A 19,385-nucleotide genomic window follows, 5' to 3' on the forward strand; every position below is an offset into this window, starting at 1 on the left:
GAAACTGACGCTAGCGCAGACGAACAAGAGCCTGAAACTGACGCTAACACAGACGAACAAGAGCCTGAAACTGATGCTAGCGCAGACGAACAAGATCTAGCAGAACAGGTAGCGGAGGAAGAACATGGCGATGCTGATGGTACCTCCGAAGACCAAGAAAGTCCAGTTAGCGATACAGCTGAAAACAATGAAGCTGACGAAAACAGTGAACCTGTTCAAGAAGAAGAAACAGATGTAGCAGACGATGAAGCCGAGGCATTACCAGAAGAGGCTGAAGGCCCTTCAGAACAAGACGAGGAACCTTCAGAAGCAACGGAAGAGCAACAAACAACAGTTGGCCAAAAAATTCAACTGACGGAAAACACGCTCTTATTTAGTGAAGCCTCTAGCGATTCCGAACAACTCCTTGAACTTTTCGAAGATGATACGATCGAGATTCTTGAGGAAGGCACTGATTTTGTAAAAGTAAAAGCGAACGGCGTTGAAGGCTGGATTGCGGTTGAAGCGCTCGCTGCAGTGCTTCCTTAAAAAGAGAGAGCGAGGCAACTAGAAATAGTTGCCTCGCTCTTTAATTTAGAGCCTTTTCCAATCACTGTCTTTGGTCATACTGAAAAAGCCTGCCAACAAGTACGTTGACAGGCTTCCATGCTTTCAAATGGCAATTCCTATTACACACACGTTCACTGTTTGAGCATGTTTTCGAGTTCTAGATACTCTTTCATTTTTTTAATCAGCGCTGGTTTAAGCTCTTCACGCTGTATAGCGAATTCTAATGTTGTTAACACAAACCCTAGTTTTTCACCCACGTCGTAGCGCTTGCCTTCAAAATCGTAGGCATAGACTTGTTGTTCCTCGTTTAACTTTTGAATCGCGTCGGTAAGCTGAATTTCTCCGCCTGCGCCAGTCTCTTGTTTTTCTAAATGGGCAAAGATTTCTGGCGTTAGCAAATAGCGTCCTAAAATCGCTAAGTTCGAAGGCGCCTCTTCCACTTTTGGCTTTTCAACAAAGCGACTAACGCCATACAAGCGCCCTTCTTGGTTTGCAGGGTCAATGATTCCATACCGATTTGTTTCTTCTCTAGGAACTTGCTGGACGCCAATAATACTGGCTTGCTTTTCCTCATATTGTTCAATGAGCTGTTTTAAGCAAGGCTTTTCGTGTTGGACAATGTCATCGCCAAGCAAAACGGCAAATGGCTCGTTGCCAATGAATTTGCGAGCGCACCAAACCGCGTGACCAAGTCCTTTTGGTTCTTTTTGGCGAATGTAATGAATATCGACTTTGCCCGCTTGTTGTACCGCTTCAAGGAGCTCAAACTTTTCTTTTTTCGCAAGGTTTTCTTCGAGTTCAAACGCATGGTCAAAGTGGTCTTCGATTGCGCGTTTGCCTTTTCCAGTAACAATAATAATGTCTTCAATTCCTGACTCAATCGCTTCTTCAACAATGTATTGAATCGTCGGCTTGTCGACAATTGGCAACATTTCTTTTGGCATTGCTTTTGTGGCCGGCAGGAAACGCGTTCCTAGGCCAGCTGCTGGAATAATTGCTTTTTTGATTGGTTTCATTTCGAAAAACTCCTTTACCGGCAGGCCATTATACCATTTTGATTGGTCTCGGTTATTTTACTTTAACGCCTATATTGTTGTTGACTGTTTTATACAGATTAAACTTTTTGCCGTTATCAAGTTTAGCGGTCAATGTGGATTCCGTTCGTTTTTTAACTCGTTTCTTTTCATAATCCTCATACATCAGGGTAAACTCGTACGAGCCTTTTGGAAGAACGTTTAATTCTTCCATTTTCAGTGAAACCACCACAGCATCCTCTTGCTGTTTTACTGCATTCGGTAGCTGGTAGACGTTCTCCACATTCGCCCTGTTTATTAAGGCAACTCCTTCAATCGGAGACAGGGAATGGCCAGTCAATTTAATTTTCAGTTGAATTTTTTCTAAGTCTTGCATTTCTGTTTCCAATTCCGCTTTTAACCGAACGGGAATTTTCACTTCTTTCCCGTTTTCCAGTACAGCAACGTTGTAAGGAAGTCCGTTCTCTAAAATCTGTTTTGTTTCTCCACCTTTTTTTGACCATTTTGCCAATGCTTCTAGCGTGCCATAATCTTTTGCCATTGCCAAGTCAAAATAAATAGTGTTTATGGGCTTAATAATCGTCTCTCTAATTTCATAAGGGCGTTTTGCCTTTTTGAAAATGCCTATTGCCTCATGGAATTTGTCATAATACAGTTGTTTATCTTTGCTTTTTACAAAGTGTTTCCGGTCAAAAAGCCTAGTAATGCAGTCAAATTCAATTAAGCGGTTGACGATGTTTTTTTCTTTTTCTGGCTCCAGATTCTTGTTTAATACGTATTTTAGAACTTTAATGTTCGAATCCATTTTCTCGCCAATATTCGTTTGTTTTGTTAGTGAATTGTTGTCATCGATTCGATTTAAATAATAAATCGTCTCGGTTGTTGTTGAGATTTCTCCTGCAGCCAAAATCACATCTATAAAAAATTGCTTGTCCTCAGCAAACTTCATTTCTGGATAACGGATTTTATGATGTTTGATTAAATCTAAACTCATCATCCGCGCTCTTGGCCCTAAATGGTAAAACAAATGCTTGATCGAAAAAGGGGAGACATTGTGCCTGACTTTACTCGATTCGTATCTTCCAATAACATTTTGTCCTTTTGAATCAACTTGAATCGACTTTCCAACGGCATACTTTCCATTTGTCTTTTCTAACAAATCATATAAAACTTGAATGCCATCTAACGCAAGCCAATCGTCTGCGTCTACATACATAATGTACTTCGAATTTGCCAAATGCGTTCCCAAGTTCCTCGGAAACGCCGGGGTACCAGTGTTCGTTTCCAGGAAAATACTAACGACGTTCTTGTAGGTTTCTGAGTAACTCTTCAACACTTCCCTTGATCCGTCATTTGAACCATCGTCGACAAGAATGCACGTTATGTTTTCAAACCCAATCGTTTGCTTAACAATCGAATCAACTGTCTTCTCTAAGTAAGCGATCGCATTATATACAGGCACTACTACAGACACCTTCGTACCATTTCTAAGCGCTGCTTCATTTAATATCGAGTAATCCACCTTGTTGTAGTACGCTTTTTCATCTTCCTTTTTAGCGAAAAAATTGAAGATACCCATTTTTCCCCACTCCTATCTGCCCCTCTTCATAGATGGCCTTTATTTTGCGGAAACGATGACTTTTTCAGCAATTTTTTCAGAGGCACGGCCATCATCCAAGTGGCAATATTGATCATAGAATTTTTCTATTCTTTCCTTATAAAGCTCCTTGGTTTCGTTCAAGTTTGCTAATGCAGCAATAATTTCATCGGTTGTCTTCAATAATGGGCCAGGCACGTCTGTTTCCAGGTCAATGTAGAAACCTCTCAACGTGTCTCGGTACTTCTCAAGGTCGTAAGTAAAGAACAAAATCGGTCGTTTTAAGTTTGCATAATCAAAGAAGACAGACGAATAGTCAGTAATTAGAACATCCGCCAACAAATAAAGCTCGGTCACATCATCATACTGTGAAGCATTATAGACAAAATCCTCTACTCCGGAGAAATCCAATTTATCCGCTATAAAGTAATGAGTGCGGATCAAAAAGAAATACTCATCACCAAGCGTTGCTTTTAATTTTTCCAGATCAAGTTGTAACTTAAATTTGTATTGCCCTGGTTTGTAAAATTCATCATCACGCCAAGTAGGCGCATAAAGGACAATTTTTTTGTCTTTTGGCAACTGCAGTTTTGCTTTCAGCTGATCTGCGATTTGTTCTTTATTTTCTGCGTAAAGCAAATCATTCCTTGGATAACCATGTTCCAATATCTCGTTATCAAACATGAACGCCCGTTTGAATATCTCAGTCGAATAATGGTTAGCAGAGACAAGATAGTCCCACGCCCTCGATTGGAGATAGAAATCTTTTTTATAATTCGGGTTAGCTGAATGTACTTCATTCATATCAAATACTAACTTTTTTAAAGGGGTTCCATGCCAAGTTGCAAGAAATACTTGTCCAGGCCGTTTAACAAACCATTTAGGCTGACGCATATTATTAACGTGGAATTTCGCTCTCGCCATAAAGTACAAATGTTTTAAACCAAAGCGTTTTACTTTCACGACCCCTTTAGGTTCTTCTCTGTCTGGATTATTAAAAACCCATATATGCTTGTATTTACCCGGATAGGTGCGATTTAAATACTCATAAATGTATTTTGGGCTATCTGAATAGTTTCTACCTAAAAAGCTCTCATACAAAATATAGTCTTTCTTGATGGCCATTTTCTTTGTAAACCATTTTTGATAAAGAACCCGCCGATATGATCCTGGTTTCTTTTTAATCTTTTTCAACATACGGAAATTCAACCGCCTATTTGCCATTCGAGCGGCCTTCTTATAATGGCCTTCACACAAAAGTTGGATTTCTTTTTGATGGATTGAGCGGCTAAAAGAAAATTGGTCTAGCCCGATTTGTTTAAATGCGTCAGACCAAATGCCCTTATATACGTCATCTGGATCCTCATTATAAATCCCGTTTAAATACTTATAGTGGTAAGCCTTTAAAAAACGTTTAAGCAAAACGTTTTTGAACGGATGGCCGTCCTCTAATGAAGCTATTGCCTGTGCCATTGATTGCGGATACCATTCAATGCCATTTAACGCTTGCGCAATAGACGGGTCATTAATTGGATCATTGCGGATCAATTTTAAATAAATGGCATCCTTGTCGTACACGACGGCCTTCGTCGTTTTGGTATACGCTTGTGAAGTAAACAAAATATCACTAAAGCCAAGGACATTTTCATCAAAATAAATGCCATGCTCCACAATAAATTCGCGCTTAAAAAGAGTGTTGAGAGCAGAAGCACGGTATTTTTTTACTGCTAATGTTTTCGGCTTTGCTATCCTATTGTCTAAAAGGCGCTTCAACATCCTGCTATAGGAAGAAGGTAGATGAACGGACACATTTGTTTCTTTAATTGCTCCAAGGATAACATCGTAAGAGTCACTATTGGACTTTGCTGACTCCAATAGTACATATAGAGTGTGTTCATGCAGAAAATCATCGACATCTAAAAAATAGAGGTACTCCCCTGTTGCTACCTCAATGCCTTTATTTCGCTTTTCATTAACATTTTTTAATTCAGTGTCCACTACAACTTTTATATCAACATTTGGATTTTCCTTGTTCTCCAATTGAACTTGTTCAGCCAAGGGGGAATCCCCTTCTAAAATGACAATCCATTCAACGTTTGCTTGTAATTGCCCTTTTACTGTTTCATAGCAACGTTTTATGTATTTCTCGTCTTGTTGGCTTACAGGTGTGACAATGCTAATTTCGTACATATATATAAAGCCACCTTCCTCGAAAAAAAATGAGCTCCACACTCAATCTAAATTAAAGCATGGAGCTCCCTTTCTAGTATGAAATTCTAAATGGGAATTTATCCTTGCTTCGCCTCTAGCAATTCCGTCTTAATTTTTGTCGTCGAAATACCAGCAGTACGCGGCAAATAAACTACTTCGCAATACTCTTTTAAGAAATCGAATTTGCCTCTCCAATCGTCTCCCATGACAAAGACATCGATATCATATTTTTGTACGTCTTCCACTTTTTGCTCCCACGTATTTTCAGGAATGACTTCATCTACATAACGGATCGCTTCAAGGATCATTTTGCGGTTTTCAAAACTGTGGTACGCTTCTTTTTGTTTAAGGGCATTAAACTCGTCAGATGAAATGGCGACAATCAAATAGTCACCTAAATCTTTCGCCCGTTTTAGTAAATTAATATGGCCCCAATGGAGCAAGTCAAACGTTCCGTACGTAATTACTTTTTTCAAGATGCTCTCCTCCTATGGTCACTGTAGCGGTTCTTCTATCGTTCGAGTCGATTCTACACTTAGTTTGCAATAGTATCAGTATAGCATATTTTACAGGCAAGCATTTTGTAATTTCTTGGGGAAATCCGGTAGAATTAAAAGCTTCGCACCGTTAAGAAAAAACGGGCACATACTTTTAAGGCAAACACGAGCAAAAAGCCGCCGATATACCAACTTTGCGCAGTTGTAGGCTGAATCCCTGTCACCAACGTAATTAGCGCCAAGACGAAAAAGAAACCTGGCAAACCTAACAACACGCCAGCGGCCTCAAATAGAAGCCCTTTTGTACGAATTTTATTGACTGGGTCACGTGCATTTGGCGCTTGCGAATGTGTAAGCTGGTAGGCGATAGGTACGAATAACGCCATAATGATTAAAACGATGAGCAGATACAGGATACCTCGCCCGACTGAATCCAATTGCACATAGTCTAAGGCCACCATAAGTGACAAAGGCATAGCCAAATACACAGGGAGCGTTGCTCCTTGGATGAGCAAGTCAATAAAGTAGCCTTTCTTTGATGTGTTATTGGAAATCCTCGCCATTTCACCATCAACGCAATCAAACAAATAGCCTATGTTATAACAGAAAAAAGCAACAATAAATGCAGCTGGAGTAGCCTGCAATAGCCAAAAACCCGAGAAAGCCACAAAGAAAGCGCTCATCCAGCTTACTGCATTTGGCGTCCATTTCCACTTTAAAAACACAATTGTGACATAGATGGAGAGACGCCGCAATACATACCAAGACCAAAGATCTTCTTTTGTACTGTAGGATTGCGCTTGTTGACGGTAGGCGTAGATCGCTTTTGTATCAAGCCACGTTGTGGGGAGTTTGTTATTCTCCATTAAAAACCTTCCTCCTTGAAAACTTCCGTTACAACTCTGCTAGCCGCATTACCGTCTTCCAAGTGACAAAACCGCTCGAGAAAGGCTTCGTATTTTTCCTTATATGGTTTCATGCCTTCGGCGCTAAGTTGCTCAATCGCTGCTGCTACTTCTGCTGTTGTCCGCACAACCGGCCCCGGCGCTTCCGCCTCTAAGTCAAAATAAAAGCCGCGAACTTCATCCCGGTACTCTTCTAGATCATAGACAAAAAAGATCATTGGCTTCCGTGTATTGGCGTAATCAAAAAACACAGATGAGTAATCTGTGATTAACAGATCGGACAATAAGTAAAGTTCGTTAATATCATGGAACTCAGATACGTCTTTTACAAATTCACCGTATGCGTCTAAATCAAATTGTTCCTTTATGAAAGAATGGAGGCGCAACAAAATGATCGTATCATTGCCAAATCGCGCAAAAAGCTCATCTAAGTCCAATTGCAAATCGAATTTATATGACCCAAGCCCATAATGTTGGTGATCTCTCCATGTTGGCGCATACAAAATCACATTCTTGCCGTTCGCAATGCCGTACTTTTTCCGCAAGCGGCGTGATGCTTCGCCTAGATCTCCTTGATACAGAATATCATTTCGTGGGTAACCTGTCTCTAAAATTTGTTTGTTGAACGCAAACGCTCTTCTAAAGATCGCAGTAGAATACGGGTTAGGCGAAAGCAAATAATCCCAATGGCTTGCTTCAGTTTGGAAATTTTTTATATACGTTGATTTTGATATGCCAGGCATACGAACCTGTTCCATATCGCCGACTAGCTTTTTCAGCGGCGTGCCGTGCCAAGTCTGTACATACGTAGTATGGGCCGGTTTTGGCACCCAATTGGGCATTCGGCTGTTAGTCACCCAAAAACCAGCACGGGCCATATAATAAAACCATTTTACACTAAGCCGCCGTACATATGGAATTTGCTGTGCTTCAAACTTGCCAATATGATCTTTATTGACGCTCCAGACAAGTTCATAGGGCATGTCATGGGAGCGCATGTATTCATAAATCGCCCGTGGATTGCATGAATATTGCTTTCCTGAAAAACTTTCAAACACAACAAGCTTTTTTTTGGCCGGCAAGCACGCAAAACAGGCAAACATAAATCTGGAAAGCATCCTTATTATAGGAAGCTGTTTGATTTTTTTTCGCATTGTTTCCCCCAAACAAACAGATATCCCCACAAATCATCGCGGGGATATGGTCTTATTCGCATCACGTTCATCATAGTCAGTTTTTCACATGGCCGAAATGGGGCTTACTTCACGGACACTTTTTCGCTTTTGCGGTATACACGACCCGCTTTCTGCGGTGCCGCTTCCCCTTCTGACTTTGCTTTATTTATGACAACCAAGATCGTTTGCATTAAAATAATGCAGTCCAGCCAAAACGAATAGTTGCGAATATAGTGTAAGTCAAATTTGAGCTTTTTATCAACGTTCGTCGTATATTTCCCCATCACTTGGGCATAACCGGTAATTCCTGGTTTAACCGCGTGGCGGTAGTTGAACCATTTGTTCTCCCGCTGGAATTTTTCTGCAAAGAAATCCCGTTCTGGGCGAGGACCGACTAAAGACATGTCGCCGATCAAAACATTGATCAGTTGCGGCAGCTCATCAATCCGAGTTTTACGGATGAACTTGCCTGTTTTCGTAATCCGATCGTCATCTGATTTAGCCAACGTAGGTCCTGTTTTGGCCTCTGCGTCCATCACCATTGAGCGGAACTTTAAAATGTTAAAAGGTTGATGGTTTTTCCCTAGCCGCTCTTGTTTAAAGAAAATCGGCCCGCCATCTTCCAACTTAATCGCGATCGCTGTTAAGAGCATGACCGGCAGCGTAGCAATTAGCATCACACTTGATGCAGCAATGTCAACAGCCCGTTTAATAAGCAGTTGCGTTAACGTTAACGTAAAAGGCTTTACTTGCATGACCATCGTATCGTCCATGGTTGTGACCGATGTATTCATCAAAAGCATGTCGTTCACTTTCGGTACGACGTAAACAAGCTTTTTCTTTTTCATCGCATGGAACATGAGACGGTCCTTCTTGCCTTCGTCTAGCCCTGAACCGAGAAAGACGACATCGTATTCCATTAGCTTCGTCCGCAGTTGAGCAAGCGACTCGCGTTTATCGTACCATCTAACGTAGCTGCTTTTCGATAAGAATGTCGACAAGCTATGTTCCATTTCGGCAAACTCTTCCTCCGAGCCGATAAACATGACTTTCCCTTTTCGCGAAAGCTGGCTGTATTTCGTATAGGCCCCTTTCCAAATAAGCAACAAGATAAAAGCGAGCACATGGGCTAGAAGCAAAACGGAACGGGGCAGCGCAAATTCCCGGAAAAAGAATGACACAGTCATTGTCAATAGCATAATAAATGTCAAAGATATCGCCAATTTACGGACGAGATCCCACATATCATGCTGCACAAGACGGTCCAATTCATAAATGCCAAGAAACAGCACACTAATAAGCAAAATCCAAGGAGCCACTGAGCCAAATGCCTCGTAGTTCTTTGGCGTCATCTGGCCCCTTAAAATCGAAAAGGCTAAGCCATATGAGGAGATAATAAGCAGCAAATCGACAAGCATCGTTAAGCCGCGGGTCATTCGATTTGGGATCATAGTAGGCATCTGCATGACTCCTAGTTTCGTAGTTTTCGTCTAACGACATTTTAGCATACGAATATAAGAAAGTCTTTACAGATCCTTAACATTCAATGAAAATCCACAGCTACTCGATATTTTCTCATATTGGCAATGAAGGGCGGCAGTCGCTCTTTTAACGGCCCGCCGTCCAGTAGGCTTTTGTAAAGAAAGCTTTAAAGGATCCATAGCCTCGGAAAAAATGAAGGCAAAAAAACGTCCACATGCATGGAAGCAACCATTTCCAACCTTTCTTCCTCGCAAAACCGGTTGACGCATAGGCACTGGCGCCGATATAGGCAATTACACATAGAGCAAAAAACAACGCAAAGCCGGGATGAAAAAAGGAGGCCGCCAGCAGTGCAAGGCCGGCTATAAACGCAAATAACGGCGCTTTGTGGCGGTTTCCAAGGGAGCCAGGCGTCACGCGGTTGGCAACAATCGTCCACATGCCGTCGCCTAGCGACTTGTCTATAAGGCCGCCTATTGTGCTTCTGACATAGTAAGTAGAACAAATGGTTGTCGAAAGAAAAAACGTTTTTCCGGCGGCGCGCATCCGTTTGTGGAATTCCAAGTCTTCGTTTCGTTTTAATTGCTCGTTAAAATAGCCGACTTCTTGAAATACACTTCGTTTATAAGCGCCATATGGCACTGTGTCGACAAAGCCTTCCCAAACTTGGTCACTAGCCAATGTACGGAATTTAGAGTTGCCGACGCCAAAAGGATGGGAATAGACATATTCATTGATGCCACCTTGGACGCCCTCGCCTTTAGATTCAATGATACCGCCTACGACATCAGCATCAGGCCGTTTACGAATCACCTTCGCATAGCGGAGCAGAAAGTCATCAGGAATCGATGTATGGCCATCAATCCGAAGAACGTACTCCCCTGAGGCTTCCTTAATCGCTAAGTTCCAGCCGACTGGAAGCGTTTGTTTCGGGTTATCGACCAATTTAATGATCGGATGCTTCTGTTGGTATGAGCTCACAATTTCTCGTGTATTGTCCGTCGAATGGCCGTCTACCACAATCAGCTCCATCTCGAAACCGTTGCGTTGCTGGTTAAGCACTTGCTCAAGCAGACGACCAATATAAGCTTCTTCGTTGCGTAAGACGAGCAATACGGAAAAAAATGGCGTGCGCTGTTCTGTCTGCTCGCCCATTTCCTCTCCCCCTGATTCATGTATTGACAATGGTGATAATACTACCGGAAAGTGCCTTAGAAGTAAACATTCTTCCCCCCATTTACATGACTGGCATAGAATTTTAGGGAATTTTGTTGTTTTTTCTTCTATTACCGGCAAAGCCATTTTATACTAGATAGAGACTTAAGCATACAGAAAGGACGACATTGATTGAAGAACACAGTCTTTACAGCACTGATAGTGGTTAGTGTTGTTGGCATGGTGATCGCCCACTTTCATTACCAAAATCGCGTTAATACGATTGCAAAAGAGGCTATTTCCCAAGCATCTGTCGACACACACAGCCAAGAGAAAACAACCAAAGCGGAGCCTGATAGCGAGGCAATTGAAATCGGCGGATGGCTTGGCGATTTTCTTGACAGCCAAGACGATGACTCGGCGCATATTGTCTTTTTCGGTTCTAGCTCCATTGAGAACGAAAACGGAAAAAGCTGGCCAGAGCTTGTGATGGAACAAATTAAAAATGAAGCTGCTTCGCCTGCTATCGATTACGAAGTGATTTCAGTCGGAAGCGACACAACAAGCGACCAGCTTCTGGAAGAAGGGTTTGCCGAAAAGATTGCAGCATCCGAGCCTGACGTGCTTGTGCTCGAATCACTGACGCTTAACGACAATGGCAATCTTGTAGCATCTGACTCAATTGCCCACCTTTCTGCTTTTATTGACGCTGTTTCCGAACAAATTCCAGGGATTGAAATCATCCTTGTGCCGACAAACCCAATCGGCCCAGCAACCGTCTACCCTGGACAAATTGATGTGTTAAACGAACAAGCCCCTTCTCTCCCTGTAACGTATGTGGACCATTGGGATGCTTGGCCTGCCGAGGAAGAAATGGCCGCATACGTGGAAAGCGGGCGACCGACAAGTGAAGGCCATGAACTTTGGGCGTCGGCTTTTAGTCAATTTTTCATTGGCGAGTAAGCAGTTTGCTTTTCATTTTTTCAAAATGCGCTATAATGGACGTTCTGTTCACATGAACAGAACGTCCTTTCGTTTTTGGCCAAAAAAATGTTTTTTAAAAGTTATACACAAGCGTTTCCCTTCGTGGACAAGCCTCTGTTCTAATTGTGCACAGGTTGGGGATAAATCAATATATTGATTAATTCTCGTTTATCATCTACCATATGTGGTATACAAAACAATAATCAAACACAAAAAGATTCTTTGTACAGGGTTGTGATGAAGGTGAAAATTGTTTTTGATTCAAAAACGGGAAACGTCAAACGATTTGTGGCGAAGTTGCCATTTGACGACATTGAACAAATTGACGACATGACCACGGTGGACAAGCCTTTCGTATTGATTACGTATACGACTGGTTTTGGCGACCTCTCGCCTAGGACACGCGTCTTTCTTGAAAAGAACCATGAGCAGCTGCAAGGAGTAGCTGCAAGTGGAAACCGCATTTGGGGAGACCGCTTTGCAAGAAGCGCAGACACCATCGCAAACATGTACAATGTTCCTGTTCTTCATAAATTCGAGCTAAGCGGAACGTCTAGAGACGTCGACGCTTTTTTACAGGGGGTAAATTCAATTGGCACAAGTTCCAAAGTGGGTTCAGCTTAACAACGAGCTAATGATTACAAAGGACGGCGGCTACCAGTTTGAAAAGGACAAAGAAGCTGTACATAGCTATTTCGTAGACTACATTAACCAAAACACCGTCTTTTTCCATGATCTTGAAGAAAAGATCGACTACTTAATTGAAAATGATTATTACGAAGAAGAGCTTCTGCGCTTGTATACGATCGACGAAATTAAAGCAGTGATGGACATTGCCTATAACAAAAAATTCCGTTTCCCGTCGTTCATGAGCGCTTTTAAATTTTACAATGATTACGCGCTAAAAACGAATGACAAAAGCAAAATTTTAGAGCGATATGAAGACCGTGTCGCCATTGTTTCCCTTTTCTTCGGAAACGGGGATGTTGAAAAAGCCAAAGCGTTAGTAAATGCCATGATTTCGCAAGAGTTCCAGCCAGCGACGCCCACGTTCCTCAATGCAGGACGTAAACGGCGCGGCGAACTCGTTTCCTGCTTCTTGCTTGAAATTAACGATTCATTAAATGACATTAGCCGAGCTGTCGACATTTCAATGCAGCTCTCAAAGCTTGGCGGCGGTGTGGCCCTTAACTTATCAAAGCTACGCGCGAAAGGCGAGGCAATCAAAGACGTGGCTAACGCAACAAAAGGCGTTGTCGGCGTCATGAAACTTCTCGACAATGCGTTTCGCTATGCCGACCAAATGGGGCAGCGCCAAGGGTCTGGTGCAGCGTACTTAAATATTTTCCACGCTGACATTAACGACTTTCTTGACACGCGGAAAATTTCTGCTGATGAAGACGTACGCGTTAAAACATTGTCGATTGGCGTCGTTATCCCTGACAAGTTTATTGAGTTGATGCGCGAAGATAAAGATGCATACTTGTTTTATCCACATACTGTTTATAAAGCTTACGGCCAACATTTTGATGAAATGGACATGGAAGAAATGTACGAAACGCTTGTTGACGACCCGCGGGTACGGAAAGAAAAAATCAACCCTCGTCGTCTGTTCCAAAAGCTGGCGATCTTGCGGTCCGAATCCGGCTACCCATACATTATGTTTGCCGATAACGTGAACAAGGCCCATGCAAATGGCCATATTAGTAATGTCAAGTTTTCAAACTTATGTTCGGAAATCTTACAAGCCTCAGAAGTATCGACTTACACCGACTACGGCGAGGAAGATGAAATCGGCCTTGACATTTCCTGCAACCTTGGGTCGATTAACATTATGAATGTGATGGAAAACAAATCGCTTGAAAACACGGTTAGCCTGGCGACAGACGCTTTAACGCGCGTATCAGAGTCAACCAATATTACAAATGCGCCAGCTGTGCGCCGCGGTAACAAACTGATGAAATCAATCGGCCTAGGCGCAATGAATTTGCACGGTTACCTAGCGAAGCAGCATATTGCTTACGAAAGCGAAGAAGCTCGTGATTTTGCCAATACCTTTTTTATGGCGATGAACTATTTCTCTATTAAACGGTCTGCTGAGATTGCCAGGGACCAAGGTGAAACGTATCACGGTTATGAAGGCAGCACGTACGCTGACGGCTCCTACTTTAAAAAGTATATCGAAAATGACTTCACGCCTAAATTTGACAAAGTCAAAGCGCTGTTTGACGGCATGTTTGTGCCAACAAAAGAAGATTGGCAAGCTTTGCAAGCCTTTGTTGCAGAACACGGCCTTTACCATAGTTACCGATTGGCGATCGCGCCAACTGGTTCGATTTCTTATGTACAGTCGGCCACGGCAAGCGTCATGCCGATCATGGAACGGATTGAAGAACGGACATACGGCAACTCCAAAACATACTATCCAATGCCTGGGCTTAATGCGAACAATTGGTTCTTCTACAAAGAAGCCTATGACATGGATATGTTTAAAGTCGTTGATATGATTGCAACGATCCAACAACACGTCGATCAAGGGATCAGCTTTACGCTTTTCCTAAAGGATACGATGACGACCCGTGATTTGAACCGAATCGACCTTTATGCGCACCATAAAGGCATCAAAACCCTTTACTACGCGCGCACAAAAGATACAGGGCAAGACAACTGCCTTTCTTGTGTCGTTTAACAAAGTTTAAATGCAACCTAAAAAGGAGAGTGCCTAATGACGCACGTCTACGATGCGGCCAACTGGTCCAAGCATGAAGATGATTTTACGCAAATGTTTTATAACCAAAACGTCAAACAGTTTTGGCTTCCCGAGGAAGTCGCCTTAAATGGCGACCTTCTCACGTGGAAGTATTTGACGCCTGCCGAAAAAGACACGTATATGAAAGTGCTTGCCGGCTTGACGTTGCTCGACACCGAACAAGGAAACACTGGCATGCCTCTTGTGGCAGAACACGTCCAAGGCCACCAACGCAAAGCGGTTTTGAACTTTATGGCAATGATGGAAAACGCCGTCCATGCCAAGTCTTATTCAAACATTTTCATGACGCTTGCTACATCAGAAGAAATCAATGATTTGTTTGAATGGGTCAAAGTCAACCCCCGCCTCCAAAAAAAGGCCAATACAATCGTCTCGATTTACAAAGACATTAAACGCGGCGACGACATTTCTCTTTTTAAAGCACTAGTCGCTTCTGTCTACTTAGAAAGCTTTTTGTTCTACAGCGGTTTCTACTACCCGCTTTATTTCTATGGCCAAGGAAAGTTGATGCAAAGCGGTGAAATTATTAACCTCATTCTTCGCGATGAAGCAATCCATGGCGTATACATTGGGCTGCTGGCACAAGAGATTTACAACAAGCAATCTCCTGATACACAAAAGGAACTGCACCAATTTGCGATTGAGCTTTTAGATGAACTGTATAAAAATGAGCTCCTCTATACGGAAGATCTGTATGATCAAGTGGGGCTTTCCCATGATGTAAAAAAATTCATTCGCTACAATGCCAATAAAGCGTTAATGAACCTTGGCTTTGATCCTTATTTTGAAGACGAGGACATCAACCCGATCGTCCTCAATGGACTGAATACAAAAACGAAGTCACATGACTTTTTCTCGATGAAAGGAAACGGCTACAAAAAAGCAACGGTTGAACCCCTCCGTGATGAGGATTTCTTCTTTCCAGAAGCAGAGGAAAAAGCAAAGCAAGAGCAGCGTTAATCGTGGGTTATCGACCTTGTCGATAACCTTCCAAGAGCAGGATGAATCGCCTGCTCTTCCTTTTTGCTTTTCGCAAAGTTAAAAAAATCCTCTTGCTTTGCATGCCTAGCTGTACGATAATGTACATGTTCAACGATCAGCAGCGATGCCTTTTCACTTGCTGCTTTTTCGACAGGGGGAAACTACGTTGGGAAAAATGGATGAAATGATTGTTGTCGCACCGCGCAAACACGTTTTCCATAACGAAACGCTTGCTTTTCAAGGCGTTGTGAGCGAACGGGAACAAGTCGCAACGATTATGAACCGCCTTAACCGCCACTTCAGCGAGATGCGCCGTGGCAATGCAGAAGAAGACACCACTTACAAACAGCCAATTCCTTATGTCGTCATTCGTCGTGGGAAAGAAATCTACTCCTACGAACGCCTAAGCGGCGGCGGCGAGGCCCGCTTGCATAATCAACTTTCCATTGGCTTTGGCGGCCATATGAATGCCATTATGTCATCAAGCTTTATTGAAATGCTTGAAGCCAATACACATCGAGAATTACACGAAGAACTTATTTTTGATGCAAGCAAGCAAAAAGCAATGAAGACGATTGGCTTAATTAACGACGATGCCAACGAAGTCGGCCGCGTCCACCTAGGTATTCTCTCCGTCCTTGATCTCGAAGAGGATACAGACGTTGCCATCCGGGAAACAAATCAACTTGCCGGGCGTTGGGTTACCCTTGAAGAGCTAAGCGCTCAGCCGATGTATGACCGGCTAGAAAGCTGGTCCAAATTCGTTGTTGATATTTTAAACCATACTTCTTAATACGTTAAGCCCGCTATATGTAAATAGCGGGCTATTATTCGGACTTCTACACAACCGTTGCTCCCAATGCTTGCTGAAAGTGGCGCAAGGCCCACTCATGGCCAGATTCATCGAAACTAGCAACGCCGTCTTTATAAATAGTTAATTTGTAGCCAAGGGAATATGCATAAACGGCTGTATGAAGCACGCAAATATCAGTAACGTCGCCAACAAGATGGACATCCGTAATGCCTCTTTCCCGCAATAGCAAATCAAGATTGGTTCCGACAAAAGCAGAGTAGCGTGTTTTATCAAGCCATAGGACATGACCCTCTCCCTTTATCCGCTCATATTGAGTGCCGACCTTTCCATACAGTTCGCGCCCTTTCGTGCCACGGATGTTATGGGGCGGAAAAAGCGCTGTTTCCGGGTGGCATTGATCGTTTTGTTCGTGCACATCAACGGCATAGACGACTAAATCACCGGCCCGGTGGAACGCCTCGACTTTGTCTACAATCGTAGCTTCAATCGCTTGCCCTGGCGCTCCTACCGTTAATGCTCCTTCATCGGCAATAAAATCATACGTATAATCAATCACAAGCAAAGCTTTCATCGCTTCACCTTCCTCTTTTCTTCCTATCATAACGCAAAAAGCGAACCACGCCTATAAAATGTGAATCCATGTACAACACGATGCTTTTTTGATACGTTATCGTTAAAAGGAGGCGTTTCTGTGAAAACTGTTGATGAACTTCAAGCCACGCTAGCTGAATTAAAAAGCGATTTTGTCCGCATCCAAGGCGACGTCGAAAAAATTGAGACAACTGGCGGCAATGTCGCACAAGCAGTAAAACAGCTAACTGCTTTAGAAGAGGAAATTGCAAGTGTGAGGAAACAACTTAACGAGGCCATTAAGAATAGGGACAAAGAGGACGCGTAGCGCCTCTTTGCTTTTTTCATGTCCGCCCTTCTTTCCACATAGGTATAGAGTATTAACAAGAGGAAAGAGGGTTTTTTTCATGCAATTGCACGTCGTTCAGGCAGGGGAATCGCTCTATGGCATTGCCCAAGCTTACAGTACGTCGCCCCAGTCGATTGCCACTGCCAACCAACTGGATGCCCCTAATGAACTTGTTGTCGGCCAGACGCTTGTCATTCCCATCTACGGAAGATACTATTTTGTCCAGCCTGGTGATACATTAAGCGTCATTGCTGCGCGCTATGGCTTTTCTGTCCAACAGTTGGCCGAAATAAACAACCTTATGCCAACTCAAGTTCTCCCTGTCGGTTTTCGTCTTTACTTGCCTCCTGCCGCCAAGCAGGAAATTGAAACGAATGCCTATATTGAACCAACACAGGATACGATTAGCGAGGCGTTGCTCACTTCTGCCCGCGAAGCAGCTCCATACTTAACGTACTTAGCACCGTTCAGTTACCGTATCACTGCTGAAGGCGCACTGTTGCCTGTTCCCTTAGGCAGTCTTCCTGATATTGCCGACGAAAACAATACTGCTTTAATGATGGTGATTACAAACTTGCAGGAAGGGGCATTTAGTGGCGAACTTGGCCAGACTGTACTAGAATCACCTGACATCCAAAATACACTCCTTGATGCGATTATCACAGAAGCCAATCGTGTTGGCCGCTTTTCTGATGTCCACTTCGATTTTGAATTTTTACCTCCAGCCATGAGAGAACCTTATAATGCCTTTCTAAGAAAAGCAGTCGACAGGCTCCATCAAGAAGGGCTGTTAGTCTCCACTGCTCTTGCCCCAAAAACAAGCGCTGCCCAAACAGGGCAATGGTATGAAGCTCATGATTATCGGGCCCATGGTGACATTGTCGATTTTGTTGTGCTCATGACCTATGAGTGGGGCTACTCAGGCGGACCCCCTCAGGCCGTTTCGCCAATAGGGCCTGTTACCGAAGTAGTCGAATACGCTTTAACTGAAATGGCGCCAGATAAAATCATGCTTGGCCAAAATTTATATGGCTACGATTGGACATTGCCGTTCGAACCTGGCGGAGAATACGCCCGGGCAATTAGCCCCCAGCAAGCGATTGCATTAGCGCGTGAACATAATGTTGCGATTGAGTTTGACACAGATGCACAGGCCCCTTTCTTCCACTACATTGACGCGAACGGTAGGGAACATGAAGTGTGGTTTGAAGATGGCCGTTCCATCCAGGCGAAGTTCAACCTAATTAAACAGAACGAACTTCGAGGCATTAGCTACTGGAAGCTCGGCTTGTCATTCCCGCAAAACTGGCTGTTGCTCAATGACCAATTTACGATCCGCAAACGCCGCTAATACACGTTTAGGCAGATGCAAAAACGGCAATTCTATAAGTGCCTGTCCAAGGCAAAACAAGGCAGTAGGAATCGATGTGGCATCGTCGTCCTAAAGCCTGAAAAGTTGGAGTAAAGAAGGTGCATTATGTCCCAAAAAACAGCGGTCATAACTGGAGCAGCATCAGGGATCGGCAGAGCAACAGCAATGGCATTTGCCAAAGAAGGAACCACGCTTGTTTTAATCGATCAAGACGAACAAAGGTTAAAAACGTTGAAAGCGGAGCTTGATAAAGAGCACGTTTATTGTTTTCAGGCTGACATTTCAGACGCCAAACGGATGGAGACTGTATTTAATGAAATCGGCGAAACGGTGAAAACCATTGATATTGTCTTTGCCAATGCTGGCATAAACGGCACGGTCACTTCGATTGAAGCGTTTGAGCCGAAGGATTGGGAACAAACGGTGCAAGTCAATTTAACAGGCACTTTTTTAAGCGTCAAATATGCGATTCCACTTATGAAAAAACAGGGCGGAAGCATCATGATGACCAGTTCGGTTAACGGCACTCGTGTCTTTTCCAACTTCGGTATGTCTGCTTACAGCGCCTCAAAAGCAGGAATTGCCGCTTTTGCCAAGATGGCCGCACTAGAACTTGCCAACTATGGCATACGCGTCAATGTCATTTGCCCAGGCGCCATTCGCACACACATCGATGAACGGACATACCGCCATGAAGAAGCACTCAAACCGATTACAATCCATAAAAATAGCGAGCCATTTCCGACACCTCCTGGCACGCCAGAGCAAGTTGCTGACACTGTCCTTTATTTAGCATCAGACGGCGCTAAACATATAAGCGGCGCAGAAATCGTGATTGACGGGGCGCAGACATTGCTTTAAACAGCAATCAGACTGATAGAAAACATCTGGCCTACGAGATGTGTAGGCGAGGAAAACGCCGAATCATGAATAATGCGAG

18 protein-coding genes are annotated in these 19,385 nt (G+C 43.3%); 9 read left to right on the forward strand and 9 right to left on the reverse strand.

Features of this window, described 5'->3' with window-relative positions; translation table 11 throughout:
* A partial coding sequence (locus BUC05_RS21525; protein ID WP_368037982.1) for an SH3 domain-containing protein occupies window positions 1-528 on the forward strand: 528 nt, incomplete at its 5' end.
* Between the two features lie 152 nt (window positions 529-680).
* Here BUC05_RS21525 and galU read toward each other — a convergent pair.
* The 8 genes from galU to BUC05_RS14195 form a co-directional block, all read right to left on the reverse strand.
* Window positions 681-1,565, reverse strand: a complete 885-nt coding sequence (gene galU / locus BUC05_RS14160; protein WP_011247940.1) for a UTP--glucose-1-phosphate uridylyltransferase GalU — start codon at window positions 1,563-1,565, stop codon at window positions 681-683.
* A gap of 52 nt (window positions 1,566-1,617) precedes the next feature.
* A complete protein-coding gene (locus BUC05_RS14165) occupies window positions 1,618-3,162 on the reverse strand; it encodes a glycosyltransferase family 2 protein (RefSeq protein WP_011247941.1) in 1,545 nt (514 codons plus the stop codon).
* Between the two features lie 39 nt (window positions 3,163-3,201).
* On the reverse strand, window positions 3,202-5,370 hold the full coding sequence (locus BUC05_RS14170) for a bifunctional glycosyltransferase/CDP-glycerol:glycerophosphate glycerophosphotransferase (protein WP_035202789.1): 2,169 nt from the start codon (window positions 5,368-5,370) through the stop codon (window positions 3,202-3,204).
* A gap of 98 nt (window positions 5,371-5,468) precedes the next feature.
* Window positions 5,469-5,867, reverse strand: a complete 399-nt coding sequence (gene tagD, locus BUC05_RS14175) for a glycerol-3-phosphate cytidylyltransferase (RefSeq protein WP_011247943.1) — start codon at window positions 5,865-5,867, stop codon at window positions 5,469-5,471.
* Between the two features lie 134 nt (window positions 5,868-6,001).
* On the reverse strand, window positions 6,002-6,754 hold the full coding sequence (locus BUC05_RS14180; protein ID WP_011247944.1) for a CDP-alcohol phosphatidyltransferase family protein: 753 nt from the start codon (window positions 6,752-6,754) through the stop codon (window positions 6,002-6,004).
* Window positions 6,754-7,896 (reverse strand): CDP-glycerol glycerophosphotransferase family protein, encoded by a 1,143-nt coding sequence (locus BUC05_RS14185; RefSeq protein ID WP_244153316.1) that lies wholly within the window; start codon window positions 7,894-7,896, stop codon window positions 6,754-6,756. Before BUC05_RS14185 ends, BUC05_RS14180 begins: the two co-directional genes overlap by 1 nt.
* Before the next feature lie 155 nt (window positions 7,897-8,051).
* A complete protein-coding gene (locus tag BUC05_RS14190; protein WP_035202792.1) occupies window positions 8,052-9,428 on the reverse strand; it encodes a sugar transferase in 1,377 nt (458 codons plus the stop codon).
* A 148-nt stretch (window positions 9,429-9,576) separates the two neighbouring features.
* Window positions 9,577-10,605, reverse strand: coding sequence for a glycosyltransferase family 2 protein (locus BUC05_RS14195; protein ID WP_011247947.1), 1,029 nt, complete (start codon window positions 10,603-10,605; stop codon window positions 9,577-9,579).
* A gap of 192 nt (window positions 10,606-10,797) precedes the next feature.
* Here BUC05_RS14195 and BUC05_RS14200 point away from each other — a divergent pair, with 192 nt between their 5' ends.
* From BUC05_RS14200 to BUC05_RS14220, 5 genes are all read left to right on the forward strand, one after another.
* A complete protein-coding gene (locus BUC05_RS14200; protein ID WP_011247948.1) occupies window positions 10,798-11,568 on the forward strand; it encodes an SGNH/GDSL hydrolase family protein in 771 nt (256 codons plus the stop codon).
* Between the two features lie 258 nt (window positions 11,569-11,826).
* Window positions 11,827-12,213 (forward strand): class Ib ribonucleoside-diphosphate reductase assembly flavoprotein NrdI, encoded by a 387-nt coding sequence (nrdI, locus tag BUC05_RS14205; RefSeq protein ID WP_035202793.1) that lies wholly within the window; start codon window positions 11,827-11,829, stop codon window positions 12,211-12,213.
* Window positions 12,176-14,278 (forward strand): class 1b ribonucleoside-diphosphate reductase subunit alpha, encoded by a 2,103-nt coding sequence (gene nrdE / locus BUC05_RS14210; RefSeq protein WP_035202795.1) that lies wholly within the window; start codon window positions 12,176-12,178, stop codon window positions 14,276-14,278. Before nrdI ends, nrdE begins: the two co-directional genes overlap by 38 nt.
* Before the next feature lie 36 nt (window positions 14,279-14,314).
* Window positions 14,315-15,319, forward strand: a complete 1,005-nt coding sequence (gene nrdF, locus BUC05_RS14215; protein WP_011247951.1) for a class 1b ribonucleoside-diphosphate reductase subunit beta — start codon at window positions 14,315-14,317, stop codon at window positions 15,317-15,319.
* A gap of 187 nt (window positions 15,320-15,506) precedes the next feature.
* Entirely contained in the window at window positions 15,507-16,133 is a 627-nt protein-coding gene (locus tag BUC05_RS14220; RefSeq protein ID WP_011247952.1) for a hypothetical protein, read from the forward strand.
* A 46-nt stretch (window positions 16,134-16,179) separates the two neighbouring features.
* Here the strand turns inward: BUC05_RS14220 and BUC05_RS14225 are convergent, their stop codons facing one another.
* Window positions 16,180-16,725 (reverse strand): cysteine hydrolase family protein, encoded by a 546-nt coding sequence (locus BUC05_RS14225; RefSeq protein WP_011247953.1) that lies wholly within the window; start codon window positions 16,723-16,725, stop codon window positions 16,180-16,182.
* Window positions 16,726-16,845: 120 nt separating this feature from the next.
* Between BUC05_RS14225 and BUC05_RS14230 the strand changes: the two genes are divergently transcribed.
* The 3 genes from BUC05_RS14230 (at window position 16,846) to BUC05_RS14240 (ending at window position 19,306) form a co-directional block, all read left to right on the forward strand.
* The gene (locus tag BUC05_RS14230) at window positions 16,846-17,052 is read left to right on the forward strand and encodes an SE1832 family protein (protein ID WP_011247954.1); all 207 of its coding nucleotides are present in this window, start codon (window positions 16,846-16,848) and stop codon (window positions 17,050-17,052) included.
* A 79-nt stretch (window positions 17,053-17,131) separates the two neighbouring features.
* Window positions 17,132-18,424: a glycoside hydrolase family 18 protein gene (locus BUC05_RS14235; RefSeq protein WP_011247955.1), complete on the forward strand. Its 1,293-nt coding sequence runs from the start codon at window positions 17,132-17,134 to the stop codon at window positions 18,422-18,424.
* Window positions 18,425-18,550: 126 nt separating this feature from the next.
* Window positions 18,551-19,306 (forward strand): SDR family oxidoreductase, encoded by a 756-nt coding sequence (locus BUC05_RS14240; RefSeq protein ID WP_011247956.1) that lies wholly within the window; start codon window positions 18,551-18,553, stop codon window positions 19,304-19,306.
* The last annotated feature ends 79 nt before the right edge of the window (window positions 19,307-19,385 follow it).

This window comes from Shouchella rhizosphaerae, from assembly GCF_900142675.1.
Taxonomy (GTDB): Bacteria; Bacillota; Bacilli; order Bacillales; family Bacillaceae_D; genus Shouchella; species Shouchella rhizosphaerae.